Source organism: Streptomyces sp. NPDC059256, from assembly GCF_042753785.1.
In the GTDB taxonomy this organism is placed as follows: Bacteria; Actinomycetota; Actinomycetes; order Streptomycetales; family Streptomycetaceae; genus Streptomyces.
In genome coordinates this window covers 745,532-769,029 of the sequence record NZ_JBHYZO010000002.1, presented here as the reverse complement: position 1 = coordinate 769,029, position 23,498 = coordinate 745,532, and the positions used below count along the sequence as shown (strand labels likewise).

The 23,498-nt window shown below is 66.4% G+C and carries 23 protein-coding genes, 1 tRNA gene and 1 pseudogene; 9 read left to right on the top strand and 16 right to left on the bottom strand.

The genetic code is table 11. From position 1 onward, the window contains the following. Window positions 1–140: 140 nt before the first annotated feature. The 4 genes from ACFXJL_RS07865 to ACFXJL_RS07850 form a co-directional block, all read right to left on the bottom strand. On the bottom strand, window positions 141–971 hold the full coding sequence (locus ACFXJL_RS07865; RefSeq protein ID WP_384690236.1) for an MBL fold metallo-hydrolase: 831 nt from the start codon (window positions 969–971) through the stop codon (window positions 141–143). Continuing rightward, window positions 968–1,831 carry an NUDIX hydrolase gene (locus ACFXJL_RS07860; RefSeq protein ID WP_358876646.1) on the bottom strand — a complete coding sequence of 288 codons (864 nt, stop codon included), beginning with the start codon at window positions 1,829–1,831 and terminating at the stop codon, window positions 968–970. The genes ACFXJL_RS07865 and ACFXJL_RS07860 overlap by 4 nt, the downstream gene beginning before the upstream one ends. Window positions 1,832–2,257: 426 nt before the next feature. Then, window positions 2,258–2,728, bottom strand: a complete 471-nt coding sequence (locus ACFXJL_RS07855; protein ID WP_358876647.1) for a RidA family protein — start codon at window positions 2,726–2,728, stop codon at window positions 2,258–2,260. Beyond that, complete coding sequence (locus ACFXJL_RS07850; protein WP_329021650.1) at window positions 2,725–2,883, bottom strand: hypothetical protein; 159 nt, start codon at window positions 2,881–2,883, stop codon at window positions 2,725–2,727. The genes ACFXJL_RS07855 and ACFXJL_RS07850 overlap by 4 nt, the downstream gene beginning before the upstream one ends. 217 nt (window positions 2,884–3,100) lie before the next feature. Here ACFXJL_RS07850 and ACFXJL_RS07845 point away from each other — a divergent pair, with 217 nt between their 5' ends. Beyond that, window positions 3,101–4,063, top strand: coding sequence for an ArsA-related P-loop ATPase (locus ACFXJL_RS07845; protein WP_358876648.1), 963 nt, complete (start codon window positions 3,101–3,103; stop codon window positions 4,061–4,063). Next, the gene (locus ACFXJL_RS07840) at window positions 4,060–5,454 is read left to right on the top strand and encodes an ArsA family ATPase (RefSeq protein ID WP_358876649.1); all 1,395 of its coding nucleotides are present in this window, start codon (window positions 4,060–4,062) and stop codon (window positions 5,452–5,454) included. Before ACFXJL_RS07845 ends, ACFXJL_RS07840 begins: the two co-directional genes overlap by 4 nt. Window positions 5,455–5,941: 487 nt before the next feature. On the opposite strand, the gene ACFXJL_RS07835 is transcribed toward ACFXJL_RS07840, so the two are convergent. Next, the gene (locus ACFXJL_RS07835; protein WP_177149633.1) at window positions 5,942–6,286 is read right to left on the bottom strand and encodes a WhiB family transcriptional regulator; all 345 of its coding nucleotides are present in this window, start codon (window positions 6,284–6,286) and stop codon (window positions 5,942–5,944) included. 450 nt (window positions 6,287–6,736) lie between these two features. On the opposite strand from ACFXJL_RS07835, the gene ACFXJL_RS07830 reads away from it, so the two are divergent. Then, window positions 6,737–9,040, top strand: a complete 2,304-nt coding sequence (locus tag ACFXJL_RS07830) for a transglycosylase domain-containing protein (protein ID WP_384690231.1) — start codon at window positions 6,737–6,739, stop codon at window positions 9,038–9,040. Window positions 9,041–9,316: 276 nt separating this feature from the next. Here ACFXJL_RS07830 and ACFXJL_RS07825 read toward each other — a convergent pair whose 3' ends face one another. Beyond that, on the bottom strand, window positions 9,317–9,781 hold the full coding sequence (locus ACFXJL_RS07825; RefSeq protein WP_384636102.1) for a GatB/YqeY domain-containing protein: 465 nt from the start codon (window positions 9,779–9,781) through the stop codon (window positions 9,317–9,319). 181 nt (window positions 9,782–9,962) lie between these two features. On the opposite strand from ACFXJL_RS07825, the gene ACFXJL_RS07820 reads away from it, so the two are divergent. Then, window positions 9,963–10,889, top strand: coding sequence for a metallophosphoesterase (locus ACFXJL_RS07820; RefSeq protein WP_384690228.1), 927 nt, complete (start codon window positions 9,963–9,965; stop codon window positions 10,887–10,889). A 125-nt stretch (window positions 10,890–11,014) separates the two neighbouring features. Beyond that, a tRNA-Pro gene (locus ACFXJL_RS07815) sits at window positions 11,015–11,088 on the top strand. A 75-nt stretch (window positions 11,089–11,163) separates the two neighbouring features. On the opposite strand, the gene ACFXJL_RS07810 is transcribed toward ACFXJL_RS07815, so the two are convergent. Together ACFXJL_RS07810 and ACFXJL_RS07805 are read right to left on the bottom strand one after the other, a co-directional pair. Then, window positions 11,164–11,667 (bottom strand): tyrosine-type recombinase/integrase, encoded by a 504-nt coding sequence (locus ACFXJL_RS07810; protein ID WP_384690225.1) that lies wholly within the window; start codon window positions 11,665–11,667, stop codon window positions 11,164–11,166. A 167-nt stretch (window positions 11,668–11,834) separates the two neighbouring features. Continuing rightward, window positions 11,835–14,513: an ATP/GTP-binding protein gene (locus ACFXJL_RS07805; RefSeq protein WP_384690222.1), complete on the bottom strand. Its 2,679-nt coding sequence runs from the start codon at window positions 14,511–14,513 to the stop codon at window positions 11,835–11,837. Between the two features lie 1,039 nt (window positions 14,514–15,552). Here ACFXJL_RS07805 and ACFXJL_RS07800 point away from each other — a divergent pair. Next, window positions 15,553–16,944: an FAD-dependent oxidoreductase gene (locus ACFXJL_RS07800; protein WP_384690219.1), complete on the top strand. Its 1,392-nt coding sequence runs from the start codon at window positions 15,553–15,555 to the stop codon at window positions 16,942–16,944. A 48-nt stretch (window positions 16,945–16,992) separates the two neighbouring features. Here ACFXJL_RS07800 and ACFXJL_RS07795 read toward each other — a convergent pair. From ACFXJL_RS07795 to ACFXJL_RS07765, 7 genes and pseudogenes are all read right to left on the bottom strand, one after another. Beyond that, a pseudogene (locus ACFXJL_RS07795) lies at window positions 16,993–17,637 on the bottom strand (contact-dependent growth inhibition system immunity protein). Between the two features lie 11 nt (window positions 17,638–17,648). Continuing rightward, window positions 17,649–17,954 carry an RNase A-like domain-containing protein gene (locus tag ACFXJL_RS07790; RefSeq protein WP_384636043.1) on the bottom strand — a complete coding sequence of 102 codons (306 nt, stop codon included), beginning with the start codon at window positions 17,952–17,954 and terminating at the stop codon, window positions 17,649–17,651. 10 nt (window positions 17,955–17,964) lie between these two features. Further along, the gene (locus ACFXJL_RS07785) at window positions 17,965–18,624 is read right to left on the bottom strand and encodes a hypothetical protein (RefSeq protein ID WP_384690216.1); all 660 of its coding nucleotides are present in this window, start codon (window positions 18,622–18,624) and stop codon (window positions 17,965–17,967) included. A 10-nt stretch (window positions 18,625–18,634) separates the two neighbouring features. Then, the gene (locus ACFXJL_RS07780; RefSeq protein WP_384690213.1) at window positions 18,635–19,006 is read right to left on the bottom strand and encodes an RNase A-like domain-containing protein; all 372 of its coding nucleotides are present in this window, start codon (window positions 19,004–19,006) and stop codon (window positions 18,635–18,637) included. Then, on the bottom strand, window positions 19,007–19,264 hold the full coding sequence (locus ACFXJL_RS07775) for a hypothetical protein (protein WP_384690211.1): 258 nt from the start codon (window positions 19,262–19,264) through the stop codon (window positions 19,007–19,009). Window positions 19,265–19,413: 149 nt separating this feature from the next. Next, entirely contained in the window at window positions 19,414–20,055 is a 642-nt protein-coding gene (locus ACFXJL_RS07770; protein ID WP_384690208.1) for an SRPBCC family protein, read from the bottom strand. After that, complete coding sequence (locus ACFXJL_RS07765; RefSeq protein ID WP_358876661.1) at window positions 20,055–20,429, bottom strand: metalloregulator ArsR/SmtB family transcription factor; 375 nt, start codon at window positions 20,427–20,429, stop codon at window positions 20,055–20,057. Before ACFXJL_RS07765 ends, ACFXJL_RS07770 begins: the two co-directional genes overlap by 1 nt. 152 nt (window positions 20,430–20,581) lie before the next feature. On the opposite strand from ACFXJL_RS07765, the gene ACFXJL_RS07760 reads away from it, so the two are divergent. The 3 genes from ACFXJL_RS07760 (at window position 20,582) to ACFXJL_RS07750 (ending at window position 22,577) form a co-directional block, all read left to right on the top strand. Then, on the top strand, window positions 20,582–21,157 hold the full coding sequence (locus tag ACFXJL_RS07760; protein WP_358876662.1) for a TerD family protein: 576 nt from the start codon (window positions 20,582–20,584) through the stop codon (window positions 21,155–21,157). A gap of 367 nt (window positions 21,158–21,524) precedes the next feature. Beyond that, window positions 21,525–22,250: a 4'-phosphopantetheinyl transferase family protein gene (locus ACFXJL_RS07755; protein WP_384690205.1), complete on the top strand. Its 726-nt coding sequence runs from the start codon at window positions 21,525–21,527 to the stop codon at window positions 22,248–22,250. Between the two features lie 27 nt (window positions 22,251–22,277). Next, the gene (locus tag ACFXJL_RS07750) at window positions 22,278–22,577 is read left to right on the top strand and encodes a DUF6191 domain-containing protein (RefSeq protein WP_358876664.1); all 300 of its coding nucleotides are present in this window, start codon (window positions 22,278–22,280) and stop codon (window positions 22,575–22,577) included. A 57-nt stretch (window positions 22,578–22,634) separates the two neighbouring features. On the opposite strand, the gene ACFXJL_RS07745 is transcribed toward ACFXJL_RS07750, so the two are convergent. Continuing rightward, window positions 22,635–23,471, bottom strand: coding sequence for a class I SAM-dependent methyltransferase (locus tag ACFXJL_RS07745; protein ID WP_384690202.1), 837 nt, complete (start codon window positions 23,469–23,471; stop codon window positions 22,635–22,637). Window positions 23,472–23,498: the final 27 nt, after the last annotated feature.

Here is a 23,498-nt window from a genome sequence, read left to right as displayed (position 1 = left end):
CCCATGGCTTCAGACGCTCGGGGGGCCGGGACAGTTCGGCCTCGGGCAGAGCGAGTTTCCGCCCTCGCCCGGATCATTGCGCCGGGCGGTGCACAGGGCTCGCACCCGGCCGTACGGACCTCGTACACGGCCCCTGCGGGCTAGATCAGCCCGTGCTCCCGCAGATACTCCAACTGCGCGAGGACGGACAGCTCCGCCGCAGGCCAGAGCGTTCTGTCCACGTCCCCGTAGACCCGCGCGACCACGTCAGACGACTCACGGTGGCCTTGCTCGACCGCAGTCTCCACCTGAGCCAGCCGATGGGCCCGATGGGCCAGGTAGTACTCGATGGCGCCCTGGGCGTCCTCCAGTACGGGCCCGTGGCCCGGAAGCACCGTACTGACGCCGTCGTCGACGGTCAGCGAACGCAGTCGGCGCAACGAGTCCAGATAGTCGCCGAGCCGGCCATCCGGGTGGGCGACGACCGTGGTGCCCCTGCCCAGCACGGTGTCCCCGGTCAGGACCGCGCCGTCGGCCGGTAGATGGAAACAGAGCGAGTCCGAGGTGTGTCCGGGGGTGGGAACGACCCTCAACTCCAGGCCACCGGTCCGGATCACATCGCCGGCGGCGAGACCTTCGTCGCCGAGTCTGAGTGCGGGGTCCAGGGCGCGGACGGCTGTCCGGGTCAGCTCGGCAAAGCGCCCCGCGCCCTCGGCGTGATCGGGGTGTCCATGGGTGAGCAGCGTCAGCGCGACCCGCTTGCCCGCCCGTTCGGCGGTGGCCATGACATTGCGCAGATGAACGTCGTCGAGCGGTCCCGGGTCGATGACGACGGCCACATCGGCATCCGGTTCGAAGACGATCCAGGTGTTGGTGCCGTCAAGGGTCATGGCGGAGGGGTTGGGAGCCAGGACATTGATCGTACGAGCCGTGGCGGGCCCGGAAAGGGCGCCACCGCGGGGTTGGCCGGGAAGGGCCGCTGCATCCGTCATCGCGGGCCCCCTATGGGGATGTTCTTGGTGAACTCCTCATGTCCCGGCCAGCTGAGGAGCAGTTCCCCGCCGACCATCCGGGCGGTCGCCAGTACGGGGGTGAGGTCCTGGTGTCGCGCTGCCGCGAGGGCGTCCGCTGACGTGGCATGGGGAGCCAGCGCCCTCAGTGTGGCGATGGTGGGCGGCATCATCAGCAGTTCTCCACGGTCGTACTGGTCGGCCGCATCGGCCGGCCGGATCCACACCGTGCGGTCGGCCTCGGTGGACGCGTTCCGGGTGCGCTGGCCCACCGGGAGCGCGGCGACGAAGAACCAGGTGTCGTAGCGGCGTGGTTCGAACTCGGGCGTGATCCACCGAGCCCAGCCACCGAGCAGGTCCGACCGCACCACCAATCCGCGGCGGTCCAGAAAGTCGGCGAAGGAGAGTTCACGAAGGACCAGGGCCTGCCGATCCGCTTCCCAGGTGTCATCGGTCGTATCGCCGACCACCGCGTCCTCCGTGGTGCCTGCGAGGAGGACACCCGCTTCCTCAAAGGTCTCCCGGACCGCTGCGCACACGATGGCCTGTGCCGATGCCTCGTCCACGCCGAGGCAGGCGGCCCACTCGGCGAGGGAGGGGCCTGCCCAACCGATCGGACGGGAGTCCCGGTCGTCCACTCCGCCACCCGGGTAGGCGTAAGCGCCGCCGGCGAAGGCCATGGAGGCGCGTCGGCGGAGCATATGGACCACAGGACCGTCCACCGTGTCGCGCAGCAGCATCACGGTTGCTGCCCGGCGGGGCGCCGCAGGGACGAGGTCGCCGCTGGCGAGGGCGCGAATCCGGTCCGGCCATTCCGGTGGGTACCACTGACCATTGGACATGGCCGGATGGTATGCGCTGGCGCGTGGATGTTCGAGGGGTCACCCGGTCACCCACAGGAGCCCTGGGAGGTCTCAGCCGTCGCTTGCCTCAGACCGGGGCCTTACCGCCACCAGCACTCTGTAGAGGACCGCCCAACGGCCCTGCGTATGGGTCGGCGCAGATGGCGGGGCGAGGTTTCACGTGGAACATCGGCCCTGGGCCGCAGTGGGAGGTCCGGCCGGTGACCCGACCGGACCTCCCACACTCAGAACCTATGCAATGGCGCCCTCAGGCCATCGGACGAGGCGTCCATCGAGGCCGAGGTGACCGACCCCGCCGAGCCTGAAACCGGCTCTGGCTGGGGATCGCACAACAGGCGGATCACACATCAATGCGGATCAGCACAGCGCCACACTGTTCCAACTCCGCAGTCGACCCTCGGAGCCTCACACCTGGGTGAGCTCCACCAGGATCTCGACCTCGACCGGTGCGTCCAACGGCAGCACGGCAACGCCCACTGCACTGCGTGCGTGCACACCCTTGTCCCCGAGGACCTCGCCGAGGAGTTCGCTGGCGCCGTTGAGCACCGCAGGCTGACCGATGAAGTCAGCCGCCGAAGCAACGAAGCCGGTGACCTTGACGACCCGCGCGATGCGATCCAGATCGCCGGTGACCGACTTCACCGCGGCCAGTGCGTTCAGTGCGCACGTGCGAGCCAGTTCCTTGGCCTCGTCAGGAGTGACCTCGCCCCCCACCTTGCCGGTGACGGGAAGCTTCCCCTCGACCATCGGGAGCTGGCCCGCGGTATAGACGTACGAGCCCGAGATCACGGCCGGCTGGTAGGCCGCCAACGGTGGCACCACCTCCGGCAGGGTCAGGCCCAGCTCCGCCAGCCTGGCTTCCACGGCGCCGCTCACGAGGACTTCGCCCGCTTCAGATAGGCCACGAGCTGCTCGGGGTTCGGCCCGGGCACGACCTGGACGAGCTCCCAGCCGTCGTCGCCCCAGGTGTCCAGAATCTGCTTGGTCGCGTGCACGAGAAGAGGCACGGTGACGTATTCCCACTTGGTCATGGAGGCGACTGTAGCCGCAGAGCACAGTCTCTCCGCACCCGAGGAGTCCGTAGGGCTTCGATCTGCGGAACGGGATCAACGGCTGCGGTCCTCATCGGACGGAACGCCCCAGGAGCCGAGGAACGCCCGCCCGAAGCACGGCCGGCAATGCCCACGTGACGCAGCCCGCACACCACCTCGTGCGTAGGTCGTGGTTCAACTGGTTAGGCTCGAATGCGTGAGCAGGTTCCAGGTGGTCAGTGGCAAGGGTGGCACCGGTAAGACCACGGTGGCCGCCGCCCTCGCGCTCGCCCTCGCGACCGAGGGAAAGCGAACTCTTCTCGTCGAGGTCGAGGGGAGGCAAGGCATCGCCCAGCTGTTCGAGACCGAGGCCCTCCCCTATGAGGAGCGAAAGATCGCCGTCGCCTCCGGTGGTGGTGAGGTCTTCGCCCTGGCCATCGATGCGGAGCGAGCGCTGCTCGACTACCTCCAGATGTTCTACAAGCTCGGCAGCGCGGGCCGCGCGCTCAAAAAGCTCGGCGCCATTGACTTCGCCACCACGATCGCGCCTGGAGTCCGAGACGTACTGCTCACCGGCAAGGCGTGCGAGGCCGTGCGCCGGCGGACCAAACAAGGCGCCTACGCCTACGACCACGTCATCATGGACGCGCCACCCACCGGCCGGATCACCCGGTTCCTCAATGTGAACGACGAGGTGGCGGGGCTGGCAAAGTTCGGTCCCATACACAACCAGGCCCAGGCGGTGATGCGGGTCCTCAAGTCCCCCCAGACCGCGGTCCATCTGGTGACTCTCCTGGAGGAGATGCCGGTTCAGGAGACTGCGGACGGGGTGGCGGAGCTGCGCGCGGCCGATCTGCCGGTCGGCAGTGTGATCGTGAACATGGTCCGTCCGCACCTCCTGGACGAGCAGGCGGTCAACAGTGCCGCGGGCGACCGCAGGTCCGAGATCGCCAGAACCCTCGTCGCGGCGGGCGTGAGCGGTGCCGACGAACTCGTCGCTCCGCTGTTGGAGCAGGCGGCCGATCACGCCCAGCGGGTCGGTCTGGAGCGGGACCAGCGAATGGCGCTGAGCCGGCTGGACCTGCCCACGCATGAACTCCCCCTGCTGAGCGAAGGCGTCGATCTCGCAGGGCTCTACCAACTGTCGAAGGAACTGCGGAAGCAAGGGACCGGCACATGACCTTGGACGCGTCGGCAACGCCTCTCGAAGTCGACCCGCTCATCGATGACCCCGCCACCCGCATCATCGTCTGCTGTGGCTCCGGAGGCGTCGGCAAGACGACCACCGCTGCGGCGCTCGGGGTACGTGCAGCTGAACGCGGCCGTCGAGTCGTGGTGCTGACCATCGACCCGGCTCGACGACTGGCCCAGTCCCTGGGCATCGACTCTCTCGACAACACCCCGCGCCGGGTGAAGGGCATAGAGGGCAACGTCGATGGTTCGTCCGGTGAGCTCCACGCCATGATGCTCGACATGAAGCGGACCTTCGACGAGTTCGTCGAGGCGCACGCGGATGCCGAGCGAGCCCGGGCCATCTTGAACAACCCCTTCTACCAGTCGCTCTCGGCCGGCTTCGCCGGTACGCAGGAGTACATGGCGATGGAGAAGCTGGGGCAGTTGCGCGCTCGGGACGAGTGGGACCTGATCATCGTCGACACGCCTCCGTCACGCAGTGCCCTGGACTTCCTCGACGCTCCCAAGCGACTGGGATCCTTCCTCGACGGCACCTTCATCAAGCTGCTGGTGACCCCGGCGAAGATGGGTGGCAGGGCGGGGATGAAGTTCCTCAACGTCGGCATGACGATGATGACGGGCACTCTGGGAAAACTGCTGGGCGGTCAGCTGCTGCGGGACGTCCAGACGTTTGTGTCGGCGATGGACACCATGTTCGGGGGCTTCCGCACCCGCGCCGATGCCACCTACCGTCTGCTTCAGGCGCCTGGTACGGCGTTCCTGGTCGTGGCCGCTCCGGAGCGGGACGCCCTACGGGAGGCCGCGTACTTCGTGGAGCGCTTGGCGGAGGAGGAAATGCCGCTGGCCGGGCTGGTGCTGAACCGCGTACACGGAAGCCGAGCCGCCCAGCTCTCCGCCGAACGGGCCCTCGCAGCAGCGGAGATCCTCGCCTCGGGAATTACGTCAGAAAATATTGATGGTGAGGGCATTGTGGATCAGAGGGGCGGGAAGACTGGTGTTCGTGAGGCTCCGGGCGCCTCTCCCGAACCCCCGCCCGAAAGCCACACACCGGCGCACAACCCCGAGCAGGACAACACTCCCGAGCACACCGCGCATACCGCGCAGCCCATGGATGATGCCCACGTGCCCCAGAAGGTCGTATCCACCACAGCGGACCCCACTGCCGAGCAACTGACGGCCGGTCTGCTGCGTCTTCATGCGGAAAGGATGCAGGTACTCGCGCGTGAGCAGCGAACGCGCGACCGTTTCACCGCGCTGCACCCGGAAGTGGCAGTAGCCGAGGTCTCAGCTCTCCCCGGCGATGTTCACGACCTCGCGGGCCTGAGGGCCATCGGTGACCAACTGGCCGCCGCAGGAGACTCGATCGCCGGACAGTGAAGTCCTGGCGACTGCGCTGGAGACTTCGGACACTCGGTCAGCTCCCCCGCGACCGGTACGGACCGAAGGGCCAGACAGTCGAAACGGCACCAGTGAGAGACCTGCTCGACGCCCCTGGCGATCGTGCCCGGGACTGGCGTCCGGCAATGAGGAGGGGGCGACCTCGGTAGTCCCTGACAGGGCGTCACCGCATAAGGGCGGTTGAGTTGAAGGACCGGGACGCATCGCCCGGAGCCGGATGCTTAGCCGGCACGGAGTAAGAGGAGGGGCAGCAGCACACATGGCAGCACGAAGCCGACAGATGAGGCCCGTGGCCCGGTACAGAGCCCGGTAGCTGAAGGGACTCGGCGAACAGGCTCCCGCAAGCCTGTCCTGCCCGTCCTATCCGTAGTACCTGTGGTGCCTCTGTTGTGTTCCGACACGGGTGGATTCCATGTCGACTGAATCGTGCGAGGTGGTACACCTGCGGGGAGTCTCCCCGCTGTGACTACCCCACAGCTGCGTACGTCTCGTAGGTCTCATCATCATCGAGACCAACGGGCAGAATGCCCGCACTGCGCTCGTACTCCGTGCGCGCGGTCTCCAAGAGTCTGCGCCACGAGGTGACCGTGGGACGTCGGCGCAGAAGTGCACGCCGCTCCCTTTCGGTCATTCCGCCCCAGACACCGAATTCCACCCGGTTGTCGAGGGCGTCGGCCAGGCATTCGGTCCGCACCGGACATCCGGTGCACACCGCCTTGGCCCTGTTCTGCGCTGCTCCTTGAACGAACAGTTCATCCGGATCGGTAGTGCGGCAGGCTGCCTGCGCACTCCAGTCGGTTACCCAGCCCATCCCGGCGCCGTCCTCTCCCGAATCGAGGCTCCCCCACGGCGGCAGCGGCATATTCACCGCTGCCAGTTGAGGACGTTACGGAAGGCAGGCACAGCGCAACACCCCCTTCGGGCCCAATCTTGAATGGCCCGAACGGACTATGCGCACGAAGCAGATCACTCGGGGGGGTGAGCAGAGGACATGCGTGAGGAACCCGGCAAACCGGGGCAGAAGAGCTGAGTCACAGCACGCACCAGAGGGCGCATAACACGGATGGAATGCGAATTCGGACACGGACCCTGCGATTCCGCTTCGCTCTCCGTTGCCGCCCTTGTGACTAGGCGCTTTGCAACAGGCTCGCTGCGGAATCGGGGAATGCCTTGATACAAAACCGCACTGCTGTGACAGTTGAGAGCAGCTTAGGCCAAGGCCTATACGTATGTCCGGCGAATGAGAACGTAGGCTGCCTTCATGCCAAAAAAGCGCTCGGGCGGTGGTCTGACCGGGACCCAGCAAGCCGCCAAGTTCCTCGGTGTCAGCGTGCTCTCCGGAGCCGTGCTGGCAGGCATCGCCCTGCCGGCCTTCGGGGTACTGGGGCTCGCGGCCAAGGGAACGGTGAAGGGATTCGACGAGATCCCCGCCCACCTCAAGACCCCCCCGCTGAGTCAGCGCACCACCATCCTGGACTCCAAAGGCGGCCTGATCGCCACGGTGTACTCACGCGACCGCACGGTGGTGCCGCTCAAGGACATCTCGCCCCACATGCAGAAGGCGATCGTCGCGATCGAGGATTCGCGCTTCTACGAGCACGGGGCGATCGACCTCAAGGGCGTGCTGCGAGCGCTCAACAAGAACGCGACGAGCGGCGGGGTCGCTCAGGGCGCGTCGACCTTGACGCAGCAGTACGTGAAGAACGTCTTCGTCGAGGAAGCGGGAGACGACCCCGAGAAGTTCGCCGCGGCCACCCAACAGACCCTCGGCCGCAAGATCCAGGAGCTGAAGTACGCGATCCAGGTCGAGGAAGAGCTGGGCAAGAAGACAATCCTCAAGAACTACCTCAACATCACGTACTTCGGCCAGAAGTCCTACGGCATCGAGGCTGCCTCCCAGCGCTTCTTCTCCAAGAAGGCGAAGGACCTGAATCTGGAGGAGGCCGCGCTGCTCGCCGGTCTCGTCCAGTCGCCCAGCCGCTATGACCCGGTCAACGACGCGGAAGAGGCCACCAAGCGCCGCAACATCGTCCTCCAGCGGATGCTGGAGGTGGGTGACATCTCCCCCGAGGAAGCGGCACGGGCCAAGGCCACCCCGATCAAGCTCAACGTGAGCGAGCCGAAGAACGGCTGCATCACCGCGGTCAACGGAGCCGGCTTCTTCTGCGACTACGTACGGAAGTCCTTCCTATCCGACCAGGCGTTCGGCAAGACCCGCGACGACCGCCGGAAGGTCTGGGACCGCGGCGGGCTGACGATCAAGACCACTCTGGACCCGCAGGCGCAGAAGTCGACCCAGAAGTCGATCAAGAGGCACGTGTACAAGTCGGACAAGGTCGCCACCGCGGTGACGATCGTCCAGCCCGGTACCGGCAAGGTCCTCGCCATGGGCCAGTCCCGCCCGTACGGATACGGCAAGAACGAGACGGAGATCAACTACTCCGTCGACAAGAAGGCCGGCGGCTCGAACTACGGCTTCCCGGTCGGATCGACCTTCAAGCCGTTCGTGGCGGCGGCGGCCCTGGAGCAGGGCAGGCCCCCGACGCAGGTCTATCCGGCGCCGTACCAGATGCCGTACCCCGACTCGATCCCCATGTGCGACGGCGGGACCTGGCACAACTCGGCGAAGGAAGTCCTGGAGAACGAGAACGAGAAGGAGGTGGGGCCGTACGCGCTGAAGAAGGCGATGGAGATGTCGGTCAACACCTACTTCGTCCAGATGATCGAGGACATAGGGCTCTGCCCGGTCGTCGAGATGACCGACAAGCTGAGGGTGACCCAGGGCGACGGCACCAAACTGCCGGTCGCTCCCTCCCCGCTGACGCTGGGCTCGACCGCGATCTCGCCGCTGACGATGGCCAGTGCCTACGCGACGTTCGCCAGCCGCGGGACGTACTGCAGCCCCACCGCCATCGAGTCGATCCGCACGGCGGACGGCCGGAGCCTCAAGGTGCCGCAGAGCACCTGCGAGAAGGTGCTGAACGAGCAGACCGCGGACACGATCAACACCCTCCTGGGCGGTGTGGTCGACTCCGGCACGGGCCAGCAGGCGGGTCTGTCGAGCCGCGACAACGCGGGCAAGACGGGTACGACGGACGAGCGCCGCAACGCGTGGTTCGTCGGCTACACGCCCAACCTGTCCGGTGCCGTCTGGGTGGGTAGCCCCACTCAGCAGGTGAAGATGATGAACATCACCATCGGCGACGTCTATCACTCCAAGGTCTTCGGCGGTCAGGTCCCGGGCCCCATCTGGCGGGACGCGATGAACGGCGCGCTGGAAGGCTGGGACGCACCCACCTTCAACAAGGTGTCGATCCCCGACGGTCCGGACCCGAGTAAGAAGCCGGACGAGGACGGCGAGGACAGCGGCGGCGGCGACGGCGGCGACGGCAACGAAGGCCGGCCCGACGACGGGAAGCCGGGAGACGGCAGGCCGGGAGACAACGGCGGATCCGGCGGCGACGGTCAGCAACCCTGGCCCGGTATCTCCCTCCCCTCGAACCAGACGGGGGGCGGCGACAACCGCGGCGGGGACAACGGCGGCGGCGACGGCGCAGGAGACTGACGGAAAGCACTGAAGGGCCGAGGCATGGTGATGCCTCGGCCCTTCAGTACGTCCCGATGTGTCCGGTGCCAGCCCTTCGACGGTCGGGGGCCGGTGACCGGTCCACATCAGGAACTCTGCTGCGCACCATGGGGTGCGAGGGCTCTCCCGCTGACCGCGGTCGGTGCAAGGGTGGCCGCCCCCGCGGGACAACCGACCACTCGTCCCGAACGAACATGATCAGGTGCCGAGACCTGCGCACCTACCGCTCGGGCCACCGTTTCGACGGCCCCGCGGTCAGCCCGCGAGGAGCCGCTTCACGGTGGCGGCCACACGACCGCCCTCGGCCCGCCCGGCGACCTGCGGATTCACCTTCTTCATCACGGCACCCATGGCCCTGGGCCCCTCGGCACCGTCCGCCTTGGCCTCGTCCACAGCCCGGGCCACGATCAGCTGGAGCTCGTCATCAGTGAGCTGCTGCGGCAGGTACTCCCCCAACAGCTCACCCTCGGCCCGCTCGCGCTCGGCCTGCTCCGCGCGTCCACCATTGGCAAAGGCTTCGGCGGCCTCCCTGCGCTTCTTCGCCTCGCGGGCGATCACCTTCTGCACCTCGTCGTCGGAGAGCTCGCGGGCACTCTTGCCCGACACCTCTTCGGTGGTGATGGCCGAGAGGGTCAGCCTCAAGGTGGAAGTGCGCAGTTCGTCGCGGGCCCTGATCGCTGCGATCAGGTCATCGTGAAGCTTGGACTTGAGCGTGGTCATACGGCTCAGTGTGGCAGGTGAGGATACGGACCTGCCTGGTCATTTCGCGGAGGTCCTGCGTCCGCGCTCGCCGACGACTACGGTCCGGGGCTCCCGCCCGAGCGGCACCCGCAAGGGCCGAGTGATCATTAACTCGACCCACCCCGTCACTTCGTACCCCCTTGTCTGCGACGATGGACATATGCGCGCACGCTTTGGAGTTCCCCTGGCAATCACGGCAGTCGGAGCGGCCGGCATCGCCTACGCGGCCGGCATCGAGGCCCGCTCCTTCCGCCTCCGACGGATCACGGTCCCGGTCCTGCCCAAGGGAATGCGCCCTCTGCGGGTGCTCCAGGTATCGGACATCCACATGGTCAGCGGTCAGCGCAAGAAGCGTGCCTGGCTCCAGTCCCTCGCGGGCCTGCGGCCGGACTTCGTGGTGAACACCGGCGACAACCTCTCCGACCCGGAGGGCGTCCCGGAGACCCTGGACGCGCTCGGCCCGCTCATGGAGTTCCCGGGCGTGTACGTCTTCGGCTCCAACGACTACTACGGGCCCACGCTCCGCAATCCCGCCCGGTACCTGTTCGAGAAGGCCCAGGGAAAGCACGGGCTGAACGGCAACGCGCCGGCCGTCGGCGTGGTCCACAACCCGTGGGAAGAACTGCGGGACGCGTTCGACGCCGCAGGCTGGGTGGGCCTGAGCAACACGCGGGGCAGGCTCAAGCTGGAGGGATACGAGCTGGCGTTCACCGGCCTCGACGATCCCCACATCAAGCGCGACCGGTACGAGAAGGTCGCGGGCGGCCCCGAGAAGGACGCCGATCTCTCCCTGGCGATCGTGCACGCCCCCTACCTCCGCGCACTGGACGCCTTCACTGCCGACGGCTACCCCCTGATCCTCGCCGGCCATACCCACGGCGGTCAGCTGTGCATCCCCTTCTACGGGGCGCTGGTCACCAACTGCGACCTGGACACTGACCGGGTCAAGGGCCTGTCGACCCACGAGGCAGCGGGGAACACCTCCTACCTCCATGTCTCCGCCGGCTGCGGAACGAGCCGCTACACACCGGTACGTTTCGCCTGCCCACCTGAGGTAACCCTGCTCACCCTGGTCGAAAAGACCTGACCTCGACCCCACCCAAAAACCCAGCCGGAACACCGTGCGGACGCCCACGGGGCCGCGCAAACCGGATTTCGCCTGGGGGCGTGGGTGGGCTAAAGTAATCGATGTCGCCACGCGAGCGGTGACATCGGGGTGTAGCGCAGCTTGGCAGCGCGCTTCGTTCGGGACGAAGAGGTCGTGGGTTCAAATCCCGCCACCCCGACACTGTTCAGAGGGCCTAGTGTGATAGTTACACTAGGTCCTCTGGGTGTTTAACAGCAGCGAGGTACAGCAATCGCTATGACTGCCGGCGACCGCCGGGGCACTTCTTGATCTTCTTCCCCTTGGGCTTGGGCTTGCTGCCGTCCAGGGCCTTGCCCAGCTTCCGCAGAGCCTTCCGGGTCTCGGCGGACGGGACGTGTGTATAGACCTCCATGGTCACCGCGATCTCCGAATGCCGAAGGATCTGCATAGCGATCCGCGGGTGTACATCGAGGGCCGCCAGCAGCGACGCACAGGTGTGCCGGGTGTCATGTACGCGAATGAAGCGGACCGCCCGCTCGCACCGCCGATTGAACTCCCGGTTGAAGTTCCGTGGCTCGATCGGAGTCCCGTCGCGGGGGTGAACACGAAATCCGAATCCGTCCATCTCCCCTGTGGCCTTTTCCGCTGCTTCCTGCGCCTGCCAGCGGAGCCATAGCGCGGTGGGACAGACATCAGGCAGCGGAAGTACCGCTTCAAACGCTTCGGTCTTGGCGTCGGTGTTGATCAACTCGTTTCCGAGACGGGATGCGTTGCCCACCCACACCGCCCGTATGCTGCCCGGCGGCCCCATTTGTTGTCGCCCTCGTTCAGGGTTCACGAACCGGAGCCCGGTCGAGACGCCTCATTGGCACCGAATGAGATCGCCGCGGTCATGCCCGAACATGATGACGACTTGCATGCACAACGACGTGGTGGCCACAGCGATCAGGTGGTCAGCCTTGACGTGAGCAGAGCGCCTCGGTCGATGACCATGCTGCGCCACCGTTGACGCACCGTCTGCTGGTCATCGAGCCAACGTGCATGGGAACGGGTGTCGAGCGCGAGGTCGGCCATGAAGTGGGCAATGTCGACGTAGTAGGCGTAGTAGCCCTCCCGGGTCAGCTCATGGAGTCGGCTGATGCTGGACGCGACGCCCGCCTGGTCGTCGCGGACAGCATGGTGGAAGGCGCGTGCCAACTCCAGCTTGGCCTGGAGAAAGAGCAGGCCCGACGTGCTGATCTCCACCGCCAGTACCTGTACCCGGTCCTCGACTCCCGTGTTGGTGCCGGCGTCGCGCAGGAGCGCTGCTATCCGTACATCCAGGGTCGCAGCCCGCAGATCGACCTGGGCCAGAAGACGTTCGCCGAGATCAATCTCGTCATCGATGGTGGGGTCGGTCGTAAAGGCAAGGGTGAAGGCACGCATGGCCTGTGACATGGCTGCCTCCCCGGTTTTGCCGTGTTCTTCGGCCTCTGCCCGAGCCGCTCCGAATGCCTGCGCGGCCAGGTGCATGGTGCCCTGCACCCAGTACACGTCGCCGACGACACGATGGTGCCGCCCCTCCCAGCCCAGGCGTTCGGCAGCCTCAAGCGCCGTGGGGAAATCCCCGGCGAGCCGGGAGAGTTGAGCGAGCCCTCGACGGGCGTTCGCTGCCAGGCGTCCGCCGCCCACGGCAACCGCCTGCATCCCTAGCCGGGACTCTTCGGTGTGCCCAAGGTCACGCTGCGCCTTGGCCTGGTAGTAGACGGCCATCTCGGACAGCTCCGCAGGGAGCAACCCAGAATCGGCGACCGCCACCAGGCGTTCCACGGTGCGGGCCCGGTTCTCGTGCTGCCGACGAGCGAGTGCGCTGAGCAACTCCACGAGTGCGGCGACGGCCGTGGCGGCGGCACCCTCCTCCGGGCTGGCTGCCGGGTCGAGCGGCTCCCACACGGAGTCGCCGACATAGGTCCAAGCGGCCTCAACGAGCCATCCGAGATCGAGACGGTAGTCGCGGGCGATGGCCAATCCCTGACGCAAGCAGCCCACGAGAAGCAGCCGGTCACGGTCCGAGCCATCCCGCCACTGCTCCCCGAGAGCGGCGAAGGCCCGACTGGCGGCCTGCTGCCAGTCGGCGGGAGACCACCGGTCGTCAGTCTGGTCGTCGGCGCCCCGGATCGTCGCACGGACAAGGGCATGTAGGTGGAAGGGCCACAACGCGAACGGAGTCTCCCGTATGAACGGACGCTCCACGAGCCGCAGTACGGGTGCTTGTTGGGATAGACCCGCGGCCCGGGTCGCCAGAGCGACGTCAAACGAGGAGAAGAGGCTGACGGAGCGCAGCACGTGACGCTCCGGGGCGGTGAGGTCAGAGACGGTGCGGGCGATCAGCGCGGGGAAGTCATGGTCGAAGTCGGGCGGCTGCGGGGTGTGCCCGCTGCGGCGGAGTTCCAGGAACCTCATCACGCAGAGGTCCAGGTACAGCGGCAGGCCGTGCGAGCGCTGCCCGATCACCCTGCGAATGGAGTCGCCGATGAGAGGACGGCCGTCGGCAAAGAGGCGGCGAGCGAGGTAGTCGTCGCAGTCCTCAAAGGAGAAGTCGCCGATCAACATCTGCCGATCACGCCCGGGGGCAGGGAACTCCGTACGGGCATGGAGAGCATCTTGGGCGGCGAGGCCAGGCCAGGCGGTGGGGCCGGTGTAGTCGAGCTGTCCCTGGAGAGCCTCGTCAGACCACTGCAAGCGGGAACGACCGGTGATGACGAAGAAGGCGTTCGGCATCAACCACACCAGGCGCTGCAGTAGCCGTTCGAAGTCTCGGTGGGTGCGGTCTCCAATTTCTTCGAAGGCATCCAGCAAGATCACTGGTGTGACCCGCTTCGCTACAGGCATCCGGGCAAGCTCCCAGGCAAGCAGGTGCGGATAGTAGGACAGGGAGTCCAGGTCCGGTTCGCTCTCCAGGAGATCGACGAGGCGCGCGCAGCCGGCGAGTGCCCGCACGGTCTGCCGACGCTCGCGAAGCGCTCCGACGAGCGCCCCGGTCACCTGCCCGATCGCCGAGCCCACCGTGCCGGGCAACAAGAGTGTCTGGGCCACGTCGGCGAGCGCTGACTGCATCTGCTGTGGCAGCGCCTTACCGAACCGAGCGGCCAGGCCACCGCGGTTGAGATAGTCCTCCAGGGGATCGCCCGGGTGCTGATGCTCCCAGTAGCGGCGCAACGCCAAGTCGAAGGCGGGCAGGGGCTGACCGATGGCGGCCAGCGCGAGGCGGACGGAGAGCACGACCTTCTCGAAGTCGGGACTCGCAGAGCGCGCGAGATCGATCCGTACAGGCAGGATCCGGGTTCGGCCCAGTACGGGGGCACCCCACTGCGTGGGGCGCTGTGTCGGGTCAGCGAGAGACGCCTCGAATTTGCGCGACAGCGTGGACTTCCCAATTCCACCAATCCCATGGAAGACCACCACGTTGTTCCGGGCAACCTCCACGTCCTCAGGATCAAAGGCAGAGTGGTTGACATGCCGCAGGTGCTCGGCGAGCGCGGCCATCGCGAACTCCCACTGCGCCTGACGGTTCGTAAACGCCTCCGCAGTCCCCAGCGTGCGGTCGTTCGTACTGAACAGTGCTCGCAGATCCCGACCCGGCATCCCAGCCCCCAAAAAAGATCACTTATCCATCAACTTATCTGCAAACCAATCCTGTTGGGGAAGCAACCCCGAAGGGGGCTACGCGCGTACCAGTGCCCACGGCCATCAGACGCGAGATGACACCGCCATCGGCCGGAATCAGGGTTCGGGCTTCACCTTCAACCTGAGTCGAAGCTCTACCGCCGCAGTGTGAGCACGGTGCAGATCTCGCAACTCGCCAGGCACTCTGGGGTCCCGGCCATGCCCCTGCGTTCTACGGCGATGCCGGGACCACTGCTGGCCGCGGGCACGGTCCGGGTACCGCGTGCATGGCGAGGATGCCATCGAGCGCCTGCCGTTTACCCCTCGAAGAGATCGGCGCACTTCTATCGATATGGGAGGCAGGCGACTGCGAAGGGGTGAAGGCAGACTGGGCCCACGGATTGCCGCCCGTCTGACAGAAGCACGGGCCCGTGGCACGGAACTGGCCACGCTGACCGCCTCACTGCACCAGAGCCTGAAGCACCTGAGTACGCCCCCAACCACCCCAACCGCTGCGACCCAGAGTGGGGCTTCCCCTCTCCGTCAACGGCAGCGCACACGAGTAGACCGGTGGACGTGGCACCTTCCCCTACCATCGCGCCCTCCATGACCCCGGTGATCGGACATCGTGGCTCTGCGCCACGGAGGTCACCCCAGCCGAGTCCAGCACACCATCCACGCCCGGCAACTCCCAGTGAACCGAGCGGGTTTCGCGACTCATGATCGTTTAATGGAGAATGTGCGGTGGGCCCTCGCCCCGAGCGCTCCAGACGTCGGCCGAAGGGGATCTCATGGGGAGCCAAGGGGAAGTTGAAGCCCATTCGCTTGGTCGCGAACGGGCCTCCTTCCTCCCTGGCGGCGAAACATGGGGGCCGAGGTCGATCGGGCTGGTGTCCAGACCACCGCTCATGGAAGCAGGACCTCGCCGCCCCCGCCCCCTCCTCCTGCGCCCTCCGGGAACGGGCCACCGTCGTTGCCCCTCTCACAGAGGTGGCCACTACAGAAAGAGCAATCTCCCTTGAGTGACTCCTCCGCCCCCACATCCAACGCCATCGTCATCGGTGCGGGGGTGAGCGGTCTCCTCGCCGCGCATGTACTGGCCGACATCGCCGACGTCACCCTCATCGAACGCGACACCCTCCCGAACGGCCCACACCCCCGCCGCGGCATCCCTCAAGCCCGCCACGCACACATGGTGTGGTCCGGTGGGGTCAAGGCCCTTGAGGAACTACTCCCGGGCATAGTCGACGACCTGACCGGCCAGGGTGCTCGCCTGGTGCCCATCATGAGCGGCCTCGTGTCCAAGGCCCCGTCCGGGCAATGGTTCCGACGCTTCAACGGCTCACACCACCACAACCTCGTATGCAGCCGGGACCTCCTGGATTCCGTGATCCGGGAGAGGGTGCTCCCCCATCCCAGGATCACCCTCAGGAAAGACACCGCCGTCGACGAACTCACCGGGACCGCCGATCGCGTCGACGGAGTCCGAATACGTCACCACGCCACCGAAGCGGTCCTCAAGGCCGATCTCGTCGTCGACGCGACAGGTCGCGGGTCCCACGCCCCCGTCTGGCTCCAAACCCTGGGACTGCTCCCAGTGCTTGAACGGGTTGTTGACGCCGGTGTCACCTACGCCACCCGGATCTACAGCACCCCCGACGGCGCGGCTGATTTCCCTCTCGTCAACGTCCAGGCCAGCCCCGCCCAAGCACCCGGCCGCGGAGGAATCATCCTCCCCATCGAGAGGGGCCGGTGGCTCGTCACCCTCGCCGGCTCTCGCGGTGGGGAACCCACCACCAGCGGCGAGGACTTCGTCGCTTTCGCCCGCGGTCTCGACCACCCGATCATCGGCGACCTGATCGCCAAAGCCGAACCCCTCGGCGACGTCACCACCTCACGCAGCACCGCCAATCGTCGCCGCTACTACGAAAAGGCCCGGCACTGGCCCGAAGGGTTCGCCGTCATTGGCGACAGCGTCGCCGGCTACAACCCGGTCTACGGGCACGGCCTCACCGTCGCCGCACAGACCGCCGTCGCCCTCCGCGCCACGATCCACCGACACTCGATCACCACTCCCGGAACCGCGCGTCGCATCCAACGTGCCGCGGCCGGCCCCGTACACACAGCGTGGAGCCTCGCCGTCGGTCAGGACATCTTCTACCCTGGCGCCTCCGACACCCCGCCCACCGCCTTCGAACGCGCCCTCGCCAAGTTCATCGACCGGGCCGTCGACACAGGATCCAGAAACCCGCGCGCACTCCGTGCCCTCCTGGACGTCATGAGCATGGAACGGCCACCGGCCCGGCTGTTCGCCCCCGACATGCTGCTCACCATGGCGGTCGGGCGAAAACTTCCGCACCTGGCAGACCCTCCGTTGAGCCCCGCGGAGCAAGCCTTCATCGACCGCTAGCCCCAGCCCTGTCCGCCGCCAAAGGACAGGTAGAAGAAGGGGGGCCTGTCACCTTCGGTGGAGCCGTGCGGCGAGCTCGACGAGCCAGCCTCCGGGTGCGTACTGCTCGGGCGGGTCGACCTCCATCCCCAATTCGGCCAAGGCGAGCGCATAGTCGGGCTCGTATCCAGCGGGAGAGTTAGCAAGTCATACAACTCGCCTGTCAGCTGAGCGATCAGCCCCGGGTCGGTGTTGTCCAGGTAGTCCCGGAGTGCGTCGTCGTGATCCTCGAACTCCTCGGGCAATGTCCTGGGAGAACCAGCCGCCGAGAAACTGGGCCAACTCCGGGAAGCGGGCGTGCCACTCCCAATGGGTCTGCGGGGTGGCGGGCGACGGGGCATGGCCGGTCTCAACACTGTCTTTGAGTCGATCAGCCAAGCGTACCAACCACGCCTGAACCTCAGAATCGGGCAGACCGACATCCGGTACGGGGTAGAACTCACCAAGGCGTCGCCGTAGCCTCCCTGGCGGGTTGACGGCGTACTCCCGCAGTTGGTGCTCCGCCGTGGCGATGGCCCAGGGGCGGGTGCGCCAGGTGTGGCGGAGGTACCCCGTGAGTGGCTCGTCATCGTCCGCCGTTCGGCCCAGAAAGGACCGAACCACATGGTCCAACTCACCGTACTTGCGGTCGTGTTCGAGGGGATTCAGGGACACGGATGCCGCCTCTAGAGATAGATCGGGAACGTGGCGTGCACGGTGAAGCCGTGTGGGTTCTCGGTGGTCCGTCTGAGGATCACACGGGCGGCCCGGACATCGACGGCGTCCCGCCCTGCGAGCATCATCGCCTGGAGCAGTACGCGTCCGACGGGTTCTGGCCGCGAGGGCCAGGCGGCCTCGATGGTGAGTCGCGGCCGAGTCGACTGGGCCAGCCACCGGTGAATGCACTGCTCGTTCGCGGTCACGACCTGCTGAGTCGCCCACTGGGCGGTCTCCCGGTCGGGATAGGAGGCGGATCGGTTCGGAGTCGACACGGATGCAACCTCAGTGCTGCTCTGTGAAATGGATGTGGATAGCCCGCAGGATGGCGTGCAGAATGGGTTCGGACGCCCATGGGATGGCGACACCGAGCCCCGCACGCAAGGAATCCGGTGTCGGAAAGAGGAGTAGGGCCTTCTGTAGTTCGGCTGCCAACCCTGACATCTCTTGGTGACAGCCGTGCGGATGCTCGCTGGCCGCCCCGGCCCGCAGACCCTCCTCGAAGTCGTCGTACTCTCCGGAGTCGACCCAGTACGAGAACTGCCGTATCCGGGGGAACATCAATCGCGCTTCCCAAGCCGCCATCGGCAGACTCTCGAAACTCGGCATTGCCTCCTGGTCCTGCATTCGGATCAAACCAGCGAGAAGCGTGAGGAAATCCGGACCCGCGAGTTCGGCCGACGCATCGTTCAATTTCTGCTCAAAGCCGGCCGGAACGTTCGGTGGATTTTCCGACCCAAGCATCTCAGACAGGAGATCGAGGAGGGCCGACACCGTTGCCAGCGGTATGGCCCATTCGGCTTCTGGCGAGTTTCTGATGGTGCGACAGAAGCGCACGATCTCGTCTTCTAGCGAAGGTCCGCCCGTACGGCGGGAATCAATGGCCAGGTCGAGAAGCCGGCGGATCGATCCGTTGTTGAAGACGGCTCCGGTGTATGCGGTCACGGGACTCATGCTAAGCCTCTGGCATCGAGGTGAGGACGATGAAGGGCGGTTCCATGCCTTGAACGTACTTGAGTGTCACCTTCACGCCATGGACATCGCGGGCGGGAGCCTGGAGGCCATGCGCATCGTATTCCGCGCGGCTTGTTGATCGCCCCGTCACTTCATTGGGAAAGTGCAGTTCGCAACTCGACTTCGAATTTGGGTTGTAGTTGGCTTCCTGACGGGCGATCCATCTTTCAATGAGAACAGCATTGTCCACGTCGTCGAGAACCGCCTGAGTGAGTCGTTGCGCCGATGCGTAATCCGCGAACGTGGAGATCGCTCTCGGTGCAATAGTCCTATCCGCACGGACCGTCTGCTGATCTCTGAGACGCTGGGCCAATTACTCATCCGTCTTTCCCACATGCTTGTCGATGGGATGACTGCCCGAGATTCCCTCTTGGCCGGCCAGATCGATGGGAAAGAAGTGGTTCTTCTCGTCCCCGTCAACGGTGTACTTATGTCCCTGATTAAAGTCGTTGAGTGTTCGCGCACCGAACGACTGCGCCCGAGCTTCCTCCGCCTGGAAGGTCGGCGCGCTACGGTGCGCTTCGTTCAGCGGCTCCATCAGTGCGTCCAGCTTCGTCACCATGGCGTTCACTCGCGTGTTGTACGCCTCCACCACAGAGTTGAGGGCGCCGGTGTCAATGTTCAGCGTGATCTCCAGGCTGAGTTCCGCGGCACCCTTGGCGATCCCCGTGATGAATCGCCCGACAGACTTCGCGCCTTCCTTGAGATCGTCCCGCCCGGCTACCCCTCCGAGGGCTTCTCCGGTGCGTAAAAGGCCGTTGTCGCGCTGACGGCAGCCGTCACGGTTGCCGCGGGGGCGCCCGAGGCGCGGTATGCCTCGCCCCACTGTTCGCTGCTGCGCGTCATGACCTCACGGGCCTCGTCGGAGAGCTGCCAGGCTGCCGGGTCCTCGATCGAGGCGCCTGCGAGATGGAGTCCCAGACCGATCGCGGTGAGGTCCCATCCCACTCCCACCGCACCCGGGCCGAACTGGTCCCACATCTCCGGAGGGACGACAGCGATGTGTTCGAGCTCGAACAGCGTCCGCCCATCGCCTTCGGGGGTCAGCCGGACTTCGACCTCGCTGAAGCCCGGGTCCTCGCCGAACAGCCAGCTCACCTTGAGCACCTGCGGTGGCTCGCACCGGAGGATCTCACCGCCCGCGTTGCCCTCCAGTTGGTAGTGACCGCCGAGCTTCAGATCGCCGCTGACGGGCAGGAACCAGCGACTGATCCGCTCGGGGTCGGTCACCGCGTCCCATACGTCCTCAGCCGCGGCGGGGTAGCTGCGACTCAGCAGGATCGTCCGGGCCTCGCCCTGGGGGATCTGCTTGGTGCCCACCTTCCGGCGGATGTCGTTGATCTGGTTCACGATGTCGCTCATCACTGCTCCTCCGGCGCGGATCCGCGCTGTTCAGTCCTCGTCTGCTCGCGCTCTCGGGCGCGTTTGCCACGTGCCAGTTCGGTACCGAGGGCGTCCAGACGCTGTTCCCAGAAGTTCCGGAACTGGTCCAGCCAGTCGGCAGCCTCCTTGAGGGGTTCGCTCTCGACGGCGTAGAGGCGCCGGGTCCCAGCGGCTCGGACCGAAGTGAAGCCGTTCTCGCGGAGCACCCGAAGATGCTGGGAGACGGCGGGCTGGCTGATGCCGAATTCGTTCTGGATCACGGAGCTGATGGCGCCCGACGGCTGCTCGCCGGCTGCCAGGAGCTGCAGTATTCGACGGCGTACCGGATCACCTAGGACATCGAACGCGTGCATGGGCCTACAGTGCATCTATCGCTTATATAAGTCAAGATTTATATATTGAGTTCCAGGGCGGGGAACTGGAGGGCATGGTCGGTCGTTGGCCGGGTTGGGCAAGGAATCGTCAAGAGAGGCGCGGCCCGCGCCGGATTGCGCAGGGGATTTCCATGGGTGTCAGCCTTTCCAAGGGCGGCAACGTCTCGCTCAGCAAGGAGGCCCCGGGCCTGTCTGCGGTTGTCGTGGGCCTGGGCTGGGACGTCCGGAGCACCACCGGAACCGACTTCGACCTGGACGCCAGCGCCCTGCTGGTGGACGGCAACGGCAAGGTGGTTTCCGACCAGCACTTCGTCTTCTTCAACAACCTGAAGAGCCCCGAGGGCTCCGTGGAGCACACGGGTGACAACCTCACGGGTGAGGGCGAGGGCGACGACGAGCAGATCAAGGTGAATCTGGCCGGAGTGCCTGCCGGCGTCGAGAAGATCGTCTTCCCGGTCTCGATTCACGAGGGTGAGAGCCGCGGCCAGTCCTTCGGGCAGGTGCGCAACGCCTTCATCCGCGTGATCAACCAGGCGGACAACAACGAGCTGGCCCGCTATGACCTGAGCGAGGACGCCTCGACCGAGACCGCCATGGTCTTCGGCGAGCTCTACCGCAACGGCGCCGAGTGGAAGTTCCGCGCGGTCGGCCAGGGGTACGCCTCCGGCCTGCGGGGCATCGCCCAGGACTTCGGTGTGAACATCTAAGTCGGGTCGCTCCAGATGTGGTTGTGCGTTCGTCCGGGTGGCTCGGCAGTCCCACCCGGACGGATGCGCTTCTCCATGTACTCGTCACTTCGCGGCCACCGCACGCGGCTCCTGTAGCGGGGCCCATCACCGACTGTCCCAACAGCCGATCGCACCAGTTCCGCGAAATATGACGGTGCAGGTACTGACCGGAGCCGCTTTCGACGGGCACAGTCCCTGGCCGCTGGCGAGGCCAGGACGATGGCTCCTGGCAGGGGCGTCCGGCCGTCTGGCATGCGCATTCGGTACGGGAAAGTTGGCCGACGACTCCCGGTTTTCCCTCGGCCGGCCCGGATATTCTTGTGCTCCCCCAGGAGAAGGGCACCACATGGCGACCGAGGCACCTCTCAACGGCGAGCAGACCGCGTCTCTCCCAGGGGTGGAGCTGCTCTGGGTCGGTCGGGTTGCGGAGCACGCCGTCGATGCCCTCGCCCACCGTGACGTCCTGGACGCGGCGGAGTCGGCGCGACTCGACGGGTTCATCCGCCCTCAGGACCGGGACGCCTACGCCGTCGGCCATGTGGCGTTGCGCCGCCTTCTCGGCGCACGGCTGGGACAGGCCCCGGAAGCCGTCGTGATGGAGCGGGAATCCTGCACCCGGTGCGATGGCCCCCATGGACGGCCGGTCCTCCCGGGCAACGCCGTGCACTTCTCCCTCTCCCACACCAAGGGAATGGTCCTGATCGCCCTCGCGTCCGACCCTGTGGGGATCGATGTCGAGCCTCTGCCACGCCCGACGACGGTCGTCGACGTCACCCCTCAACTGCACCCTGCGGAACGCCGGGAGATAGAGCGGATACCGGCCGACCAGCGCCCTCTCGCCTTCGCCCGGTGCTGGACCCGCAAGGAGTCCGTGCTCAAGGCGCGAGGCGTGGGGCTGAACGAAGACCTGTCCTTGACCTATGTGGGCGCCGGTCCACAGCCCGCGGTGAACGCGGACTGGTTGCTGGCGGATGTACCCGTGGACCCCGGCTTCGCAGCAGCGGTGGCCGTATGCCGATCACACGCACCGGATGCGACAGCCGCACCGGATGCAGCAGCCCAGGCTGGTTGAGCCGGGCGTGCGGAAGAGAGCGACGACATGGAGTTCATCGTCTTCATGACCCTGCCGGGTCTGGTGATCATTCTGGTGTTCATAGCCTTCGCCGACCAGATCCTGCGGGCGACCGGGCTGGGGAAGCGCCAGGGGCAGGTGTCGGCGACCGGGTTCGAGCAGTTGCACGCCACCTTCTCCGCCGGAAAGCAGAACGAACTGCGCGAGCGGCAGAGCGCCCTGCTGCTGAAGGACGACGACGAGGACGGCGCACCCCCTCATCGCTCCACGGTCGATCTCGACGGCGGCCGAGCCGTGGTGCGGCTGCCCCGCCCGCACAAGCCCTAGGACGCGCAACCGCCGTAGGGAACACGGGACGCCGGCCGCAGCAGGCGGGGGGCGGTGTCAGCCGTCGAGTGGCCGCGATGCCTTGAGGGAGTACATCAGGGGGATGCGGGGGCGGTCGGACGGGAATCGGAAGTAGCCGTCGTCGCCCTGCCGGAAATTGGCGAACCGGGGAAAAAGTGACACCTCGTGTTCGTGGAGGAACTCCAACCGAAGGCCGGCGGCGCACAGGGCCGAAACGACGGCCCCGATGGGGTGCTGCCATTCGACGGTGCGGTTGTGAACCGTCTCGGCGTCCAGATCGGCGTAGGTCCCCGGGGTGTCTTCGATCCAGGGCTCCTTCGCGAAGTAGTCGTGCACGACCCGTGAGCCGGTCTCGTCGTCGAGGATGTCGGTGAGCGGATGGAATTCGGCGACGTAGAGAAATCCACCGGGGGCCACCAGGGACGAGGCGACCTCGGCCCAGCGTTCTATGTCCGGGAGCCAACACAGGGCGCCCGTGCCCGTGTAGACGATGTCGTACGAGCTGTCCGGTACGGCTTCGGCCGCGTCGTACACATCGGCGGCCACGAACGCCGCCCGGTCGGGGCCGAAGCCGAGGTCGGTGGCGAGGGCCCTGGCGGCTTCCACCGCTGGTTCGGAGAAGTCGAGGCCGACGACCTGGGCAGCCCCTCTCCGGGCCCATGCCAGGGTGTCCTGGCCGATGTGGCACTGGAGGTGGAGAAGTGTGAGGCCATGGACGTCTCCGACCTCAGCGATCTCGAAGTCGCGCAGCGCCTCCTTGCCCGCGCGAACGCCGTCCAGGTCATAGAACTCGCTGGCAACGTGGAGGGGTACGCGCTCGTCCCAGTTGGAACGGTTGATGGCACGCCAGTCCGGGGGCAGGGGTTGGTCCATGATTCGAAGTTATCCACAGGCTGCGCA